The following is a 14506-nucleotide window of genomic DNA, read 5'->3' as shown; positions in this document are numbered from 1 at the left end:
ACCTGGAGCGCCAGATGCCCCACGCCAAAATTCTCCTGCCGGCCCAGTGCCGGGGTGCGCGCGGCCTGCTCAGCTGGTCGCAGGGCGAGTTGGCTGACCGGGCTGGCGTATCGCGCAGCACGGTCAAGGACTTCGAGACCGAGCGCCACGCCCTGCACCATAGCACCGAACGCCTGCTGATCGACGCGCTGGAAGCCGGCGGCGTCGCGCTGATCCCGCCGGGAGGCGGCGAAGGGGCCGAGGCCGGGGCGGGCGTGAGACTGAAGATCGCCAGCTAGAACGCGCGAAGAGGGGCAGGGGCACGTGAACCACGCGATATCGCCGGCGGACTACAAGGACCTGGTGCTGTTCCTGGCCACGGCGGGCATCGTCGCGCCGCTGTTCAAGCGGCTGAAGCTGAACCCGATCCTCGGCTTCCTGATCGCCGGCGTGATCCTGGGACCGTTCGGCCTGGGGGCGCTGAGCCACACCTTCCCGTGGCTGGACTACGTCACCGTCGACAACCCCCAGGAAATCGCCCAGCTGGCCGAGTTCGGGGTGGTGTTCCTGCTGTTCATGATCGGGCTGGAGCTGTCATGGGAGCGGCTGCGCCTGATGCGCAAGCTGGTGTTCGGCCTGGGCGCCCTGCAGATGATCGGCTGCTCGCTGGCCCTGGGGGCGATCGGCATGGCCCTGGGCCAGCCGCCGGTGGCGGCCCTGGCGATCGGCGCGGCCCTGACCCTGTCGTCCACCGCCATCGCCGTGCCGGTGCTGGTCGAGCGCAAGCGGCTGCACGCCGAGGGCGGGCGGGCGACCTTCTCGGTGCTGCTGTTCCAGGACCTCGCGGTGGCCCCGATCCTGATCACCCTGGCGATCCTGGGCCGGGGCGACGGCACGTTCGGCCTGGGCGACCTGGTGGCCCTAGGGCCGGCGGTGATCGGCCTGGGGGTGATCGTGCTGTTCGGCCGCCTGGCGCTGCGGCCGATGATGCGCTCGGTGGCCAAGGCCAAGAGCGAAGAGATGTTCATGGCCGCCTGCCTGCTGGTGATCATCGGGGCGGGGCTGGTGGCGTCGCTGTCGGGCCTGTCGATGGCCCTGGGCGCCTTCGTGGCCGGCATCCTGCTGGCCGAGACCGAGTACCGCCACGAGGTCGAGGTCAAGATCGAGCCGTTCAAGGGCCTGCTGCTCAGCCTGTTCTTCGTGTCGCTGGGCATTCGCCTGGACCTGTCGCTGCTGGTCGCCTCGCCGGCCCTGGTGCTGGGCGTCGCCGTCGGGCTGGTCGTGGTCAAGGGGGTGATGATCATGGGGCTGGGCCGGCTGTTCGGCCTGTCGAACCGGGCGTCCATCGAGGCGGCCCTGACCCTGGCGGCCGGCGGCGAGTTCGCCTTCGTGATCCTGGACAACGCCATGGCGGCCAGCGTGGTCTCCGACCAGGTCGGCCAGGCCGTGCTGGTGGCCGCAACCCTGACCATGTTCCTGATCCCGCTGCTGTCGGGCCTGGGCGGGCGGCTGGCCAGGAAGGCGGCGGCGCCGGTCAGCGAGGCGCCCGACCTGGTGGGCCTGCACAGCGAGGAACCGGCCGGCCGGGTGCTGGTGGTCGGCTATGGCCGCGTCGGGCGGCTGGTCGGCGACATGCTGGACCGCCACGACCTGCCCTGGATCGCCATCGACCGCGACCCGAGCTTCGTCCAGCAGGGCCGCCGCGCCGGCCACCGCGTCTATTTCGGCGACGCCTCGCGGGTCGAGCTGCTCGAGCGCTGCGGCCTGGACCACGCCCGGGCGGTGGTGGTGACCATGGACTCGCCGGAAGCGGCCGAGGCGGTGGTGGCCACGGCGCGCGGCCATCGCCCCGACCTGACCATCGTCGCCCGGGCCCGCGACGCCCGCCACGCCGCCCGGCTCTACGAGCTGGGCGCCACCGACGCCGTGCCCGAGACCATCGAGGCCAGCCTGCAGCTGTCGGAAGCCGTGCTGGTCGACATCGGCGTGCCCATGGGCCTGGTCATCGCCTCGATCCACGAACGCCGCGACGAATACCGCAAGGTCCTGAACCGGCCCGACGCCCTGGGCGGGAAGAGGAAGCGGCTGCGGGACGCGGGTAGGGTCTAGGGCGTTTAGCCCGGTGCTTGGTCCTCGTCCTTCGACAAGCTCAGGATGAGGACCATTGTCTAGGCGGCGGCAGTCGAAAACCTCATCCTGAGCTTGTCGAAGGACGAGGTTTTCGTTTCCCGGATCTGAATGTCGGTCAGATCCAGGCGGTCGATCTATTTGTCGGCCAAGATCTTCGCGATCATCTTCTCGGCGTTGTCGTTGGCCGGGTTGAGCGCCAGCGAGCGGCGGTATTCGGCGATGGCCCCGGCCTTGTCGCCGGTCGCCGCCAGCGCCTCGGCGTAGCTGTCGTGGGCGTTGGCGCTGTCGGAGTGCTGGGCGACATTGTAGCCGAACAGCGCCTTGGCTTCGGCGGGGCGCGGCGCGAACAGCAGGCGGTAGCCCCAGCCGTTGACGCGCTCCTCGGTGAGATGAAGCTCCGGAAAGCGGCGGCGGGCGTCGGCGACCGAGGCGGCGACGTCGGCGTAACGGCTCTGCTCCAGCGCGGCCTCCAGCGCCGCCAGCCCCTTGGGCCGACCGAACAGCGCCTCGTGCGCGGCGTCGGCGGCCGACTGCAGCGCGCCCTCGAGCCCTGCGCGATTGGCCAGCAGAACGATGCCGTAGCCCTTGTCCGGATAGAAATCGCAGTAGCTCGAGAAGCCGAACGTGCCGCCGCCGTGGCGCAGATAGACCTGGCTGTCGGCGGTCTTGGCGATCATCCAGTGGAAGCCGATCGCGCCGGTGTCGGGCGAGCCCCAGGCCGGCTGGTGGGTCAGGGTGACGGCGGGATCGCGCGCCGCCAGTTGCGCGGCGAGGTAGCGGGCCATGTCCGCCGTCGAATAGCGCAGCCCGCCGGCCGCGCGGACCACGGGGGCGGTGAGCGCCGGCGTCGCGGGGCCGCTGAGGTCGTACCCCTGTGCGACCAGGGCGGCCGATGGCGCGGCGACGCCCGAGGCCATGCCCAGCGGCCGCTCGACATACTGGGCCAGCAAGGCCTCGTACGGTCGGCCGTAGAGCCGTTCCAGCACGATCCCGACCAGTTGCGAGGCGACGTTGGAGTGGCGCGGCGCCGCACCGGGCGTGTCGACCAGGCTGACCGTGCGCAGGTCGGCCATCAGCGTTTGGGACGTATAGCCGTCGAGGAGCTTGGCGGCGATGAACGGGATCTGTTCCGGCTTGGCGTCGCCGATCGCCTGGCGCCAGTCGGGCAGGTTGTCCGGCAGGGCCGAGGTGGTGTCGACCAGGTCGATCAGCCGCACGGGCCGGTCGCCGCGCGCGAGGTTGTCGTAGCCCGGAGGCAGGTGTTTGCGCACGTCGTCGGAGGCGGCCGCGCGGCCCTCCAGGATCGCGTGGGCCAGCAGCAGGCCGGTGAAGGTCTTGGAGATCGAGCCGATCTCGTAGACGCTGCGCTCGGTCGCCGGCGTGGAGCCGCCGCGCGCGATCAGGCCGGCGTTGTGAAAGCGGGTGCGTCCGCCATGCACGACGGCGGCGGAGATCCCGTCGACGCGGCCCGCCCGCACGAACTCCGCGACGATCGTTCCCACCGGATCCGCCGTCCCGGCCGCGTTCGCCGCACCGGACAGCGCCAGCGGAATCGCCGGCGCCAGGGCGAGCAACTCGCGCCGCGCCAGGCCGCTCGCGCGCGGGGGCAGGCTCGAGGTCGGGGAAGTCCGGGGGATGAAACTCATCAATGAGGTCCGCTGCCGAGGTTCGGACGGCAACCTAGGGGCGATGCGGTCTTCGACATAGTGACATCGGGTTCACCTGCGGAGCACGACCTTCGCCGGAGCTTGCGATCGTCCCGATTTCGTATATAACTGACTCGTCAGTTATATACATCGAGCGCCCGCACCATGCAGACCGGCCAGCCCAAGTGGCGACGACGCAGCGAGGCCCGGCCCGGCGAGATCATCGCCGCGGCGCTGGAGGTATTCTCCGAAAAGGGCTTCGCCGCCGCGCGGCTGGACGACATCGCCGCCCGGGCCGGGGTCTCCAAGGGGGCGCTCTACCTCTATTTCGAAACCAAGCAGGACCTGTTTCGGGCGGTGGTGCGCGAGACGATCGTCCCCAACCTGGCCACCGTCGCCGGCTTCATCGCCCAGAGCCCGCTGCCGTTCGGCCACCTGATCCGCCTGGCCTTCGCCCGCGTCGCCGAGGTGATCACCGAGGGCCGGTTGGGCGCGGTGGCCAAGATGGTGATCGGCGAGTCGCGCAACTTCCCGGAGCTGGCCAAGGTCTGGCACGAGGACGTGGTCTCGGTGATGCTGGGGGCGATCAGCGCGGCGGTGGCCGCCGCCCAGGCGCGCGGCGAGGTGCGGCCCGGCGATCCCCAGCTCTACGTGTTCAGCCTCGCCGGGCCCCTGCTGCTGGGCGTGCTGTGGCGCGAAGTGTTCGTGCCGGTCGGGGTCAAGCCGATCGACCTGAAGGCCCTGCTGGCCCAGCACGCCGAGGTCGTCCTGCAGGGCATGCTGGTCAAGCCGGAGGAGGGCGCATGAAGCCGCCGGTCCGCATCGTCCTGGTCGTGGCCGCCGTCGGCCTGGCCGGCTTCGTCGCCTGGCGGCTCTGGGGCCCGGATGCGGCCCATCCCCGGCGGCTGTCGGGCTATGTCGAGGGCGAGACGCTTTATGTCGGCGCCTCGGCGGCCGGTCCGGTCAGCACGGTGTCGGTGCAGCGCGGCCAGCGGGTCGCCGCCGGCCAGCCGCTGTTCGCCCTGGACGCCGCCCAGTTGGTCGCCGCCCGCGACCAGGCCGCCTCCCAGGCCGCCGCCGGCCAGTCCCAGGCCCTGGACGCCGCCAAGGGCCAGCGGCCCGACGAGCTGGCGGTCTACGACGCCCAGCGCGCCGCCGCCGCCGCGGCCCTCGCCGAGGCCCAGGCCGATTACAACCGGGTCGCGCCGCTGGCCGCCAAGGGCATCTACGCCCCCGCCCGCCTCGACCAGGCGCGCGCCGCCCTGAAGACCGCTCAAGCCAATGTCCGCACCGTCGAGCAGCAGCGTCGGGTCGGGACCCTGGGCGCGCGGCCCGACGCCGTCCGCGCCGCCGAAAGCCAGGCCGCGGCGGCCCGCGACCAGCTGGCGGTCGCCCAGAGCCGCCTGGACCAGATCAGCCCCAGGGCCCCGGCCGCCGCCCGGGTGCAGGACGTCTTCTACCAGCCCGGCGAGTGGGTGGCGGCCAACCAGCCGGTGGTGGCCCTGCTGGTCGACGACCGGGTGCGCCTGCGCTTCTACGTGCCTCAGGCCGAGGTCGCGCTCTATCGCCCGGGCACGCGGATCGCCTTCGCCTGCGACGGCTGCGGGGCGGGCCTCGGCGCACGGATCAATTTCGTCAGTCCCCGGGCGGAGTTCACCCCGCCGGTGATCTACAGCCGCGACGCCCGCGACCGGCTGGTGTTCCTGGTCGAGGCCCTGCCGGACCATCCGGCCGACCTGCCGCCCGGCCTGCCGGTCGACGTGGTCCCGCTGAAGGCGGCGGGCCAGTGAGCGCCGCCGACCTGGCCGTCGACGTGCGCGGCCTGGACAAGTCGTACGGCGACAAGCATGTGGTCCAGGACCTGACCATCCAGGTGGGGGCGGGCAAGATCACTGGCTTCCTGGGCCCCAACGGCTCGGGCAAGACCACCACCCTGCGCATGCTGTGCGGCCTGCTGACCCCGGACGACGGCGAGGGGACGGTGCTGGGCCTGGACTTTCGGCGGCGCGCCGAAGCGGTCAAGCGCCAGACCGGCTACATGACCCAGAAGTTCTCGCTCTACGAGGACCTGTCGATCCGCGAGAACCTGGACTTCACGGCCCGGATCTACGGCCTGGACCGCCGTCGGGAGCGGGTGGACGAAGCCCTGGACCGCCTGGGCCTGGCCAACCGCCAGAAACAGCTGGCCGGCAGCCTGTCCGGCGGCTGGAAGCAGCGCCTGGCCCTGGCCGCCTGCGTGCTGCACGAGCCGCGCCTGCTGCTGCTGGACGAACCCACGGCGGGCGTGGACCCCCAGGCAAGAAGGGAGTTCTGGGATGAGATCCACGCCCTGTCGGCCGAGGGCCTGACCGTCATGGTCTCGACCCACTACATGGACGAGGCCGAGCGCTGCCACGACATCGCCTACATCGCCTATGGCAAGCTGATGGCGCGCGGCACCCTGGGCGAGGTGATCGGCCAATCGGGCCTGACGACCTTCCGGGCAGAGGGGCCCGGCGCCGATCGCCTGGGCCGCGAGCTGGCCAGGGCGCCGGGCGTGGCCATGGCCGCGCCGTTCGGCGCCGCCCTGCACGTCAGCGGCCAGGACCGCGCGGCGCTGGAGGCGGCCATCGCCCCCTATCGCAAGCCGCCGCTGACCTGGACCGAGGTCTCGCCCACCCTCGAGGACGTGTTCATCCAGCTGATGGCCTCGTCGAAGGACAACTTCCAATGAGCGCCCCAATGGGCGCCCCAATGGACGCCAAGCCTTCCGATCCGGCGGCGCCCGTCGATCGCGGCCTGTCGCTGAACCGCATCCTGGCGGTGCTGACCAAGGAGTTCATCCAGCTCACCCGCGACCGGCTGACCTATGCGATGATCCTGGTCATGCCGATCGTCCAGCTGCTGCTGTTCGGCTACGCCATCAACAGCGACCCGCGCGACCTGCCCACGGCGGTGCTGGTGCAGGACCATGGACCGATGGCCCGCTCGGCGCTCTCGGCCCTGGCCCACAACGGCTATTTCAAGATCGTCCGCGAGGCCGCCTCGCCCGAGGAACTGGACCAGGCCATCGCCCGGGGCGAGGTGCAGTTCGCCCTGACCATCCCCGCCGACTTCACGCGGCGCGTGGTGCGCGGCGACGACGCCCAGATCCTGGTCGAGGCCGACGCGTCCGACCCCGCCGCCACCGGCGGAGCTATCGCCGCACTGGCCAACCTTCCGCGCACGGCGCTTTCCCGCGACCTCGTGGGGGCCGCCGGGCGACGGGACGAGGACCCGTTCGAGGTGGTGATCCACCGACGCTACAATCCCGAGGCCATCACCGCCTACAACATCGTGCCCGGCCTGCTGGGCGTGGTGCTGTCCCTGACCCTGGTGATGATGACCTCGCTGGGCATGACCCGCGAATATGAGCGCGGCACCATGGAGAGCCTGCTGGCCACCCCGGCCAAGCCGATCGAGGTGATGATCGGCAAGCTGTCGCCCTATGTGGTGGTCGGCCTGATCCAGACGGTGGTGATCCTGGTCCTGGCGCGGGTGCTGTTCTCGGTGCCGATGGCCGGCGGCTGGGACGCTCTGGCTCTGGGGGTGGTGCTGTTCATCCTCGGGTCGCTGTCGCTGGGCTTCCTGATCTCCACCGTGGCCCGCAACCAGCTGCAGGCCGTGCAGATGTCATTCTTTTACATTCTGCCGTCGATCCTGCTTTCGGGCTTCATGTTCCCGTTCCGGGGCATGCCGGCCTGGGCCCAGGCCCTGGGCAGCGTGATTCCCGTGACCCATTTTCTGAGGGTGGTGCGGGGGTCTTTACTTAAAGGACTGGGGCTTGTGGACCTGTGGACAAGTCTTGCCGCCCTGGCGGTATTTGTCGTGGCGATCGCCGCCGCCGCCATGTCGCGCTACCGCAGGACGCTCGACTGAGGTAGCCGGCGCCCATTGTGCGCTGCGGTGGAGTTCCTGGCCGGACGTGACGTTTTTACGCGCCTCGAAGGGGCAAAACGTGCTCAAGGCCTTGCGCTGCGCGGATTCACGTGCGAACCGGTACCGCGCTGGCGCTTTTTCCGGGACAGTCAGCCGAAACGCTCGGAAGTTGATTCTGCGGGGGCGGTCAGGTGTTCGCGGCGTCGTCTCTAGGGGATGCCGAAACCTGGCGGGTGTTGCTCTGCTGACACTTTCGCGGATCGCGCGCCTTGGTATAACAATGCTCGGTCGGTCTCGGCCGGTGCAGGGCAATAGAGGGCTCTTGATATGAAACTTCAACTCCTGGCGGGGGTGGCTCTGGCCGCGGTGTTCGCCGCTGGCGCCGCTTCGGCCCAAGAGACCGGCTGGTACGGCGCGGTCGACCTTGGCTACCACTGGCCCGAGGGCATCAATACCGAATCCGAGCAGAACGTGCGGGACGGCGCCCCGGCGCACTGGACCTGGGCGACGGATAACGACTGGGCCGGCTTCGTCCGCCTGGGCTACCAGTTCAACCCGAACTGGCGCGCCGAAGTCGAGGGCGGCTATCGCCCCGGCGACCTGCTCAGCGTCCGTGGCAACCCGGTCCGTCAGCAGCCGATCGGCCTCTGCACCCCCGGCGTGACCCGCACCACGGCCGCCCCGAACTGCGGCAGCCCGTCGGGCTCGATCGATTCCTGGTCGCTGATGGTCAACGTCCTGTACGATTTCGCGCCGGACTCGTGGATCAACCCGTTCCTGGGCGCCGGTGTCGGCATCAACCGCCTGGACGTCAGCGCGCTGGGTCAATACAGCGGCGTCGGCCCGGTCACCGCGACCAACCCGGCGATCCAGAACCTGACCGCCGACGACGACGACATCGCCGTCGCCTGGCAAGCTATCGCCGGCGCCTCGATCAAGGCGACCGACAAGCTGAAGGTCGACGTGACCTACCGCTGGTTCGCGACCCAGGATCATGCCTGGCAGACCACCAGCTCGGGCCCGATCAACCCCGGCACGTTCGAGGGCCAGTACAAGGACCAGTCGCTGACCGTCGGTCTGCGGTACTCCTTCGCCGCCCCGCCGCCGCCGCCGCCTCCCCCGCCGCCGCCGCCCCCGCCGCCTCCCCCGCCGCCTCCGCCTCCGCCCCCGCCGCCTCCGCCGGTGGCGCAGTACGAAGCGCGCGAATTCATCGTCTACTTCCCGTTCGATCAGTACGTGCTGACGCCGGAAGCCCAGTCGGTGGTTTCGGAAGCTGCGAACTACGCGACCTCGGGCAAGGCCACCAAGCTGGTGGTTGTCGGTCACACCGACACCTCGGGTTCGCCGAAGTACAACGCCAAGCTCTCGGAGCGTCGTGCGAAGGCCGTGGCTGACGCCCTGGTCGGCGCCGGTGTCGCCGCTGACACCCTGGCCGTTGACTGGAAGGGCGAAAGCGCCCCCGCCGTCGCCACCGGCGACGGTGTGAAGGAACCGCTGAACCGCCGTTCCACGATCTCGATCAACTTCTAAGATCAAGATCGTCACTAAGGTTGAGGGCCCGGCGGCGACGCCGGGCCCTTTTCTTTTGGGCGTTGATCGGCGGGACGCGGCGGTTGGTGCGCCGCTTGAGGCGTCGCGCCCGGGCCATCCTCCCGAAGAAGCCCGCCGTTCGGGCGCATTGGATTGGCAAGCGCCTTTTGGGCGAATCCGCTCCGCGGCCGGATCACTTCTTTGTTGGCCGCGACAGGGCGTCGCAGGCGTCATCGCCTTGATCAGGCAACCCGTTGATCGCGCCCAGCATCTTCCGAGGGACCGGCGTTCGTTCACAGCTTGTTAAGAAAAAACTCGCTTCGGAGGCGCATCTCGTCGTTGACGAGTCATTAGCCACTGTGGCCCCATATGTGGGCTGAGGGGGCTCCTCGGCCACAAGATATAGCGGCTGGACGGGACTTCCCTTTTCCGGAACACGCTGATTGATTATGGATTTTGATCATGAACGGCAGTGAAGCGGCGAAGACGACGGCGATCCCCCAGGCCCGCACCGGCGGCATGAAGGCTGAACGTCCGAAACTGGCGCTGGTGCGCAAGGTCGAGGTCGATCGCTCGCGCGACGCCCTGCTGACCGATTTCGGCAAGACCACGCTGGAAGATCGCTACCTGCTGCCGGGCGAGTCGTACCAGGACATGTTCGCCCGCGTCTCGACGGCCTTCGCCGACGACGCCGACCACGCCCAGCGCGTCTACGACTACATGAGCCAGCTGTGGTTCATGCCGTCGACCCCGGTGCTCAGCAACGGCGGCGCCGAGCGCGGCCTGCCGATCAGCTGCTTCCTGAACGCGGTCAACGACAGCCTGGACGGCATCCTGGGCGTCTGGAACGAGAACGTCTGGCTGGCCGCCAACGGCGGCGGCATCGGCACCTACTGGGGCGGCGTCCGGTCGATCGGCGAGAAGGTCAAGGGCCAGGGCCAGACCAGCGGCATCATCCCCTTCATCCGCGTGATGGACAGCCTGACCCTGGCGATCAGCCAAGGGTCCTTGCGCCGCGGTTCGGCGGCCGTTTACCTCGATATCCACCACCCGGAAATCGAAGAGTTCCTGGAGATCCGCAAGGCGTCGGGCGACTTCAACCGCAAGTCCCTGAACCTGCACCACGGCATCTCGATCACCGACGAGTTCATGCACGCCGTCCGCGACGGCCACAAGTTCGGCCTGCGCTCGCCCAAGACCAATGAGGTCCTGCGCGAGGTCGACGCCCGCGCCCTGTGGCAGAAGGTGCTGGAGCTGCGCCTGCAGACCGGCGAGCCCTACCTGATCTTCTCCGACACCGTGAACCGGGCCATGCCGCAGCACCAGCGCGAGCTGGGCCTGAAGGTCCGCCAGTCGAACCTGTGCAGCGAGATCATGCTGCACACCGGCCTGGACCACCTGGGCAACGACCGCACGGCGGTCTGCTGCCTGTCGTCGGTCAACGCCGAGACGTTCCTGGAGTGGCGCGACCATCCGATGTTCATCGAGGACATCATGCGCTTCCTCGACAACGTCCTGCAGGACTTCATCGACCGCGCCCCGGACGCCGCTTCGACGGCCGCCTATGCGGCCATGCGCGAACGTTCGGTGGGCCTGGGCCTGATGGGCTTCCACAGTTTCCTGCAGAGCCAGAACGTGCCGTTCGAGAGCGCCCTGGCCAAGAGCTGGAACATGCGGATGTTCAAGCACCTGCGCCGCGAGGCCGACAAGGCGTCGATCGCCATCGGCCAGGAGAAGGGCCCGTGCCCCGACGCCGCCGAGCGCGGCTCGTTGGAGCGCTTCTCGCACAAGCTGGCCATCGCCCCGACCGCCTCGATCTCGATCATCTGCGGCGGCACCTCGGCCGGCATCGAGCCGATCCCGGCTAACATCTACACCCACAAGACCCTGTCGGGCTCGTTCGCGGTGAAGAACCCCTATCTGGAGAAGTTGCTGGAAGAGAAGGGCCAGAACACCGACGCGGTCTGGGGTTCGATCCTGGAGAACGAAGGTTCGGTCCAGCACCTCGACTTCCTCAGCCAGGACGACAAGGACGTCTACAAGACCGCCTTCGAACTGGATCAGCGCTGGGTGGTCGAACTGGCCGCCGACCGCACACCGGAAATCTGCCAGAGCCAGTCGGTGAACATTTTCCTGCCGGGCGACGTCGACAAGTGGGACCTGCACATGCTGCACTGGCAGGCCTGGGAGCGCGGCGTGAAGTCGCTGTACTACCTGCGCTCCAAGTCGGTGCAGCGGGCGTCCTACGCCGGTTCCGACGTCGCGGTGGCGGGCCCCGCCAATGGCTTCGACGCGCCGTCCAAGACCGACTACGAGGAATGCCTGGCCTGCCAGTGACCTGGCCCGGGTAACGCTCGGCGAACCCTGAAATCAACGGCGTCGCGGATCCCCGCGGCGCCGTTTTCGCGTCGGGAACCTTAGCTTCCAAGAAATGTTCATGACGTGGGGATTTGTCCCATGGACGTCATACGGATTCCGAGTAGGCTTTCGGTGGGGAAAAAGGGTTCTGGGGACCTGAATGCGTGCTTGCACGGCATTTGTCGCGATCTTGGGGGTAAGCGCTCTGGCTGTCGCCACCGCGCAGGCCGCGCCGACGCGGTCCACCCCGACGAAAGCTGGCAAGTCGTCCAGGCCTTCAGATAGGACGTCCAGCGCCGCCCGCAAGCCCGCCTCGCCTAGTTTCGTCGTCGACCTGCGCGCCGGTGCGCCCGTGGACCTGGGCGTCCGCAACGTTCGGCCCGCCGGCCGCGCGGTCGGCTTCGCCGAGGCGCCCGCCGCCAAGACCGCGCGCGACGCCGATCCCGCCTTCTCGCTGTCGCCGGCCGGCGCCTATGGCGACGCCGGCCTGCTGGACGCCAACCGCTATTACGAGGGCCGCGGCCCGGTCACCTGGCGGTCCAACGCCTTCGTGGTCGGCGAGGGTCATCACGCCGTCGACTCGGTGCGTGTGTCGGTGGCCAGCGTCGCGCCGGTGGGCAAGACCCGGCCCCTGGCCCTGGTGCGGCCCGAGCAGGACAGTTTCGAGGATCGCGACGTCGACGTGACCGTCACCCGCGGCTGGCCGGCCGCCGTGTCGCTGGGCGCGGGCAAGTACGCCCTGGACGTCACGCCGCACGCCGGCCTGGGCATCGGCGGGGCCGGCGGCTCGGCGGAGGCCGGGGCCACGGTGCGGTTCGGCAAGAAGATGGGCGACCGGGTCGTGGATTCGCTGGGCGTCGAGGACGGCCGCCAGTTCGGCCAGCGCGGGCGCTGGTACATGTTCGCGGCCGCCAGCGGTCAAGCCGTCGGCCTGAACATGCTGCGCAGCGGCGACGGCGACTGGAGCCGGGCCGGCGTCACCACCGACACCAGCAGCAAGCTGGTCGGCGACGGCCAGGCCGGCCTGGCCTGGCGCAAGGGGCCCATGCAGGCCTCGTTCGGCTATGTTCATCGCAAGATCAGGGCCAAGGACCAGATCATGGGCATGGCGACCCAGAAGGACGAGATGGTCGCCTTCTCGTTCAGCCTGAGGCCGCACTGGTAGGACCGCCGCGCCGGCGTCCCACGCTTCGGCGCTTGAGTTTCGGGCTCAGATCATGCAGCTAGCGCCCGTCTTTCACCGAAGCCTGCAGCCGGGCCTCCAGCCGAGCCATCCAGCGTCATGAGCGATAGCGAGCCCCCTCGCCGCAAGATCCTGAGCCTGAAGAGCGGCGTCGCCGCGCCGGGCGGTCCGCCGCCGCTCGAGCGCATCCCGCGGCCGGCCGGCGCCAAGCGCGTCGTGCTGAGGGCCCCCGAGCCGCCGCCGCAGCCCGCCCCGCCGCCGCCGACGGGCGACTTCAAGTGCAAGCCCTGCGGCACGCGCTTCGACCCGCCGGCCGAGCTGGCCGACGAGGACTCGGTGCGCTGCCCGTCCTGCAACGCCCGCCTTGGCCTGGCCGCGGACTTCCGGGCCGATCCGCCGCGCGTCGAGAAGCTGCGCGCCCGCTACCTCAAGAAATAGGCTCTTCCCGTTCGACGCCTGAGGCCACCGCCGGATCGGTCGCCAGATCGATGGGCGGTTCGTCCGGCGCGGCCAGGGCCGGCGTCAGGATCGGATCCTTGACGGCCTGCCGCCGGGTCGCGGCCTGGCGCTTGAACAGCCCGCGCCACAGGGGCTCGGGGGTCGGGATGGCGCTGGACCACAGCTGGCCGCTGATCGCCAGGGCCTGGGCGTCGTCGAAGGTCCGCCGCATGACGGCGGTCTCGAACTTCATCATGTTGAAGTCCGAAAAGCTGGCCGGGATGGAGGCCGACCAGAGCGGCAGGTTGTGGCGGGCGCAAAAGCCCGCGGCCACGCTCAGCGCCTGGCGGTAGGAGAACCGCAGCATGGTCTCGAAACTGCGGCTCATGATCGAGGTCACGCCTGGCGCGGTGGTGCGCGGCGAGGGGTCGAGCACGGTGTTGAAGATCACATAGACCCGGCCGCGCCGCAGGCGCTGGCCCAGCTCGCGCCAGCGCAGCAGGGCGTCGGGCATCAGGAACAGCGGCGCGGCGATGCCGCCGTCGGCGTGCATCTCTTGATAACGGGTCAGGCCCCCATGACCGTCGGGGGCCTCGACGTCGATCAGCTTGGGCGGGAACAGGCCGGGCAGGGTGGCCGAGGCCACCAGCACGTCGCGGAACAGCCGAACGGCCGCCTCGCCGCCCCGGCTGGCGATCTCGCCCATGTCCCAGATCGTCGCCTTCTGGCTGTCGAGGTTGGTGGTGGCGATCAACAGGCGCCGGCCGCGGGCGTGCTCGCCGGCGATGGCCTCGATCATCTCAAGGTCGACGAACGGCGCGACCAGCCCGTCCAGCGAGTCGCCGCGGAACAGGCTGGGCCCCAGGGTCGGACCCAGGCTCTTGAGGCTGAGCAGGTCGGCCGCGTGGCCGCCGACATAGGCCTCGGCCAGGCGGTCGTCCCAGGCTGGGCCGAGGAAGGCGAAGGGGGCGATCAAGGCGCCAGTGCTGACACCGGTGACGATGGCGAACTGCGGCCGCGTCCCGGCCTTGGTCAGGCCGATCAGGGCGCCGGCCCCGAAGGCGCCGCCGGCCGCGCCGCCGGACAGGGCCAGGATGTTGAAGTCGTCGCGCCCCAGCAGCGGCCGCATCGGGGCCAGGCGGTCGGCGACGCTGCGGAGGGCCTCGTCGGCCTCGTCGATGCTCAGCCGCACCCCGGGGAAGCCGGCAGCCTCGATGGCGTTGTCGGCATGGCCCAGCGGGGCGGACAGGCGCTTGCCGCGCTGGCCGTTCGCCGCGCGATCCCGGAAGAAGCTCTGGACGGTCTTTTTGGGATCGGACGGGGTGTTCAAGGCAAACTCGACGGA

Annotated in this window: 12 protein-coding genes; 10 read left to right on the top strand and 2 right to left on the bottom strand. The window is 69.8% G+C overall.

The window, feature by feature from the left end; all coding sequences use genetic code 11:
• The first annotated feature begins 14 nt into the window (after positions 1-14).
• Together G3M57_RS23940 and G3M57_RS23935 are read left to right on the top strand one after the other, a co-directional pair.
• Positions 15-278 carry a helix-turn-helix domain-containing protein gene (locus tag G3M57_RS23940; RefSeq protein WP_056757450.1) on the top strand — a complete coding sequence of 88 codons (264 nt, stop codon included), beginning with the start codon at positions 15-17 and terminating at the stop codon, positions 276-278.
• Positions 279-303: 25 nt separating this feature from the next.
• Positions 304-2088 (top strand): cation:proton antiporter domain-containing protein, encoded by a 1785-nt coding sequence (locus G3M57_RS23935; RefSeq protein WP_056757447.1) that lies wholly within the window; start codon positions 304-306, stop codon positions 2086-2088.
• Positions 2089-2243: 155 nt separating this feature from the next.
• On the opposite strand, the gene G3M57_RS23930 is transcribed toward G3M57_RS23935, so the two are convergent.
• Positions 2244-3755 carry a serine hydrolase domain-containing protein gene (locus G3M57_RS23930; RefSeq protein WP_230983754.1) on the bottom strand — a complete coding sequence of 504 codons (1512 nt, stop codon included), beginning with the start codon at positions 3753-3755 and terminating at the stop codon, positions 2244-2246.
• A gap of 165 nt (positions 3756-3920) precedes the next feature.
• Between G3M57_RS23930 and G3M57_RS23925 the strand changes: the two genes are divergently transcribed.
• From G3M57_RS23925 to G3M57_RS23890, 8 genes are all read left to right on the top strand, one after another.
• Positions 3921-4562, top strand: a complete 642-nt coding sequence (locus G3M57_RS23925) for a TetR/AcrR family transcriptional regulator (RefSeq protein ID WP_056757441.1) — start codon at positions 3921-3923, stop codon at positions 4560-4562.
• Positions 4559-5545, top strand: coding sequence for an HlyD family secretion protein (locus tag G3M57_RS23920; protein WP_163233312.1), 987 nt, complete (start codon positions 4559-4561; stop codon positions 5543-5545). Before G3M57_RS23925 ends, G3M57_RS23920 begins: the two co-directional genes overlap by 4 nt.
• The gene (locus tag G3M57_RS23915) at positions 5542-6468 is read left to right on the top strand and encodes an ABC transporter ATP-binding protein (protein WP_056757435.1); all 927 of its coding nucleotides are present in this window, start codon (positions 5542-5544) and stop codon (positions 6466-6468) included. Before G3M57_RS23920 ends, G3M57_RS23915 begins: the two co-directional genes overlap by 4 nt.
• A 20-nt stretch (positions 6469-6488) precedes the next feature.
• Positions 6489-7652, top strand: coding sequence for an ABC transporter permease (locus tag G3M57_RS23910; RefSeq protein WP_056757432.1), 1164 nt, complete (start codon positions 6489-6491; stop codon positions 7650-7652).
• 327 nt (positions 7653-7979) lie between these two features.
• Positions 7980-9182 carry an OmpA family protein gene (locus G3M57_RS27785; protein ID WP_056757429.1) on the top strand — a complete coding sequence of 401 codons (1203 nt, stop codon included), beginning with the start codon at positions 7980-7982 and terminating at the stop codon, positions 9180-9182.
• Positions 9183-9638: 456 nt separating this feature from the next.
• Entirely contained in the window at positions 9639-11519 is a 1881-nt protein-coding gene (locus G3M57_RS23900; protein WP_163233311.1) for a ribonucleoside-diphosphate reductase subunit alpha, read from the top strand.
• 373 nt (positions 11520-11892) lie between these two features.
• A complete protein-coding gene (locus G3M57_RS23895) occupies positions 11893-12705 on the top strand; it encodes a lipid A-modifier LpxR family protein (RefSeq protein ID WP_310030139.1) in 813 nt (270 codons plus the stop codon).
• A gap of 117 nt (positions 12706-12822) precedes the next feature.
• The gene (locus G3M57_RS23890) at positions 12823-13161 is read left to right on the top strand and encodes an FmdB family zinc ribbon protein (protein WP_056757424.1); all 339 of its coding nucleotides are present in this window, start codon (positions 12823-12825) and stop codon (positions 13159-13161) included.
• Here G3M57_RS23890 and G3M57_RS23885 read toward each other — a convergent pair.
• Positions 13151-14491 carry a patatin-like phospholipase family protein gene (locus tag G3M57_RS23885; protein ID WP_163233309.1) on the bottom strand — a complete coding sequence of 447 codons (1341 nt, stop codon included), beginning with the start codon at positions 14489-14491 and terminating at the stop codon, positions 13151-13153. The genes G3M57_RS23890 and G3M57_RS23885 overlap by 11 nt on opposite strands.
• Positions 14492-14506: the final 15 nt, after the last annotated feature.

Source organism: Caulobacter rhizosphaerae (genome assembly GCF_010977555.1).
Lineage (GTDB): Bacteria > Pseudomonadota > Alphaproteobacteria > Caulobacterales > Caulobacteraceae > Caulobacter > Caulobacter rhizosphaerae.
Note: the sequence above shows the minus strand (reverse complement) of the source record. Positions and strands in the feature narration are given on the sequence as shown.

Coding starts and splice junctions, on each gene's coding strand:
- G3M57_RS23920 (WP_163233312.1), top strand. CDS start 4,559: ATGAAGCCGCCGGTCCGCATCGTCCTGGTCGTGGCCGCCGTCGGCCTG.
- G3M57_RS23890 (WP_056757424.1), top strand. CDS start 12,823: ATGAGCGATAGCGAGCCCCCTCGCCGCAAGATCCTGAGCCTGAAGAGC.
- G3M57_RS23925 (WP_056757441.1), top strand. CDS start 3,921: ATGCAGACCGGCCAGCCCAAGTGGCGACGACGCAGCGAGGCCCGGCCC.
- G3M57_RS23930 (WP_230983754.1), bottom strand. CDS start 3,755: ATGAGTTTCATCCCCCGGACTTCCCCGACCTCGAGCCTGCCCCCGCGC.
- G3M57_RS23940 (WP_056757450.1), top strand. CDS start 15: ATGCCCCACGCCAAAATTCTCCTGCCGGCCCAGTGCCGGGGTGCGCGC.
- G3M57_RS23910 (WP_056757432.1), top strand. CDS start 6,489: ATGGACGCCAAGCCTTCCGATCCGGCGGCGCCCGTCGATCGCGGCCTG.
- G3M57_RS27785 (WP_056757429.1), top strand. CDS start 7,980: ATGAAACTTCAACTCCTGGCGGGGGTGGCTCTGGCCGCGGTGTTCGCC.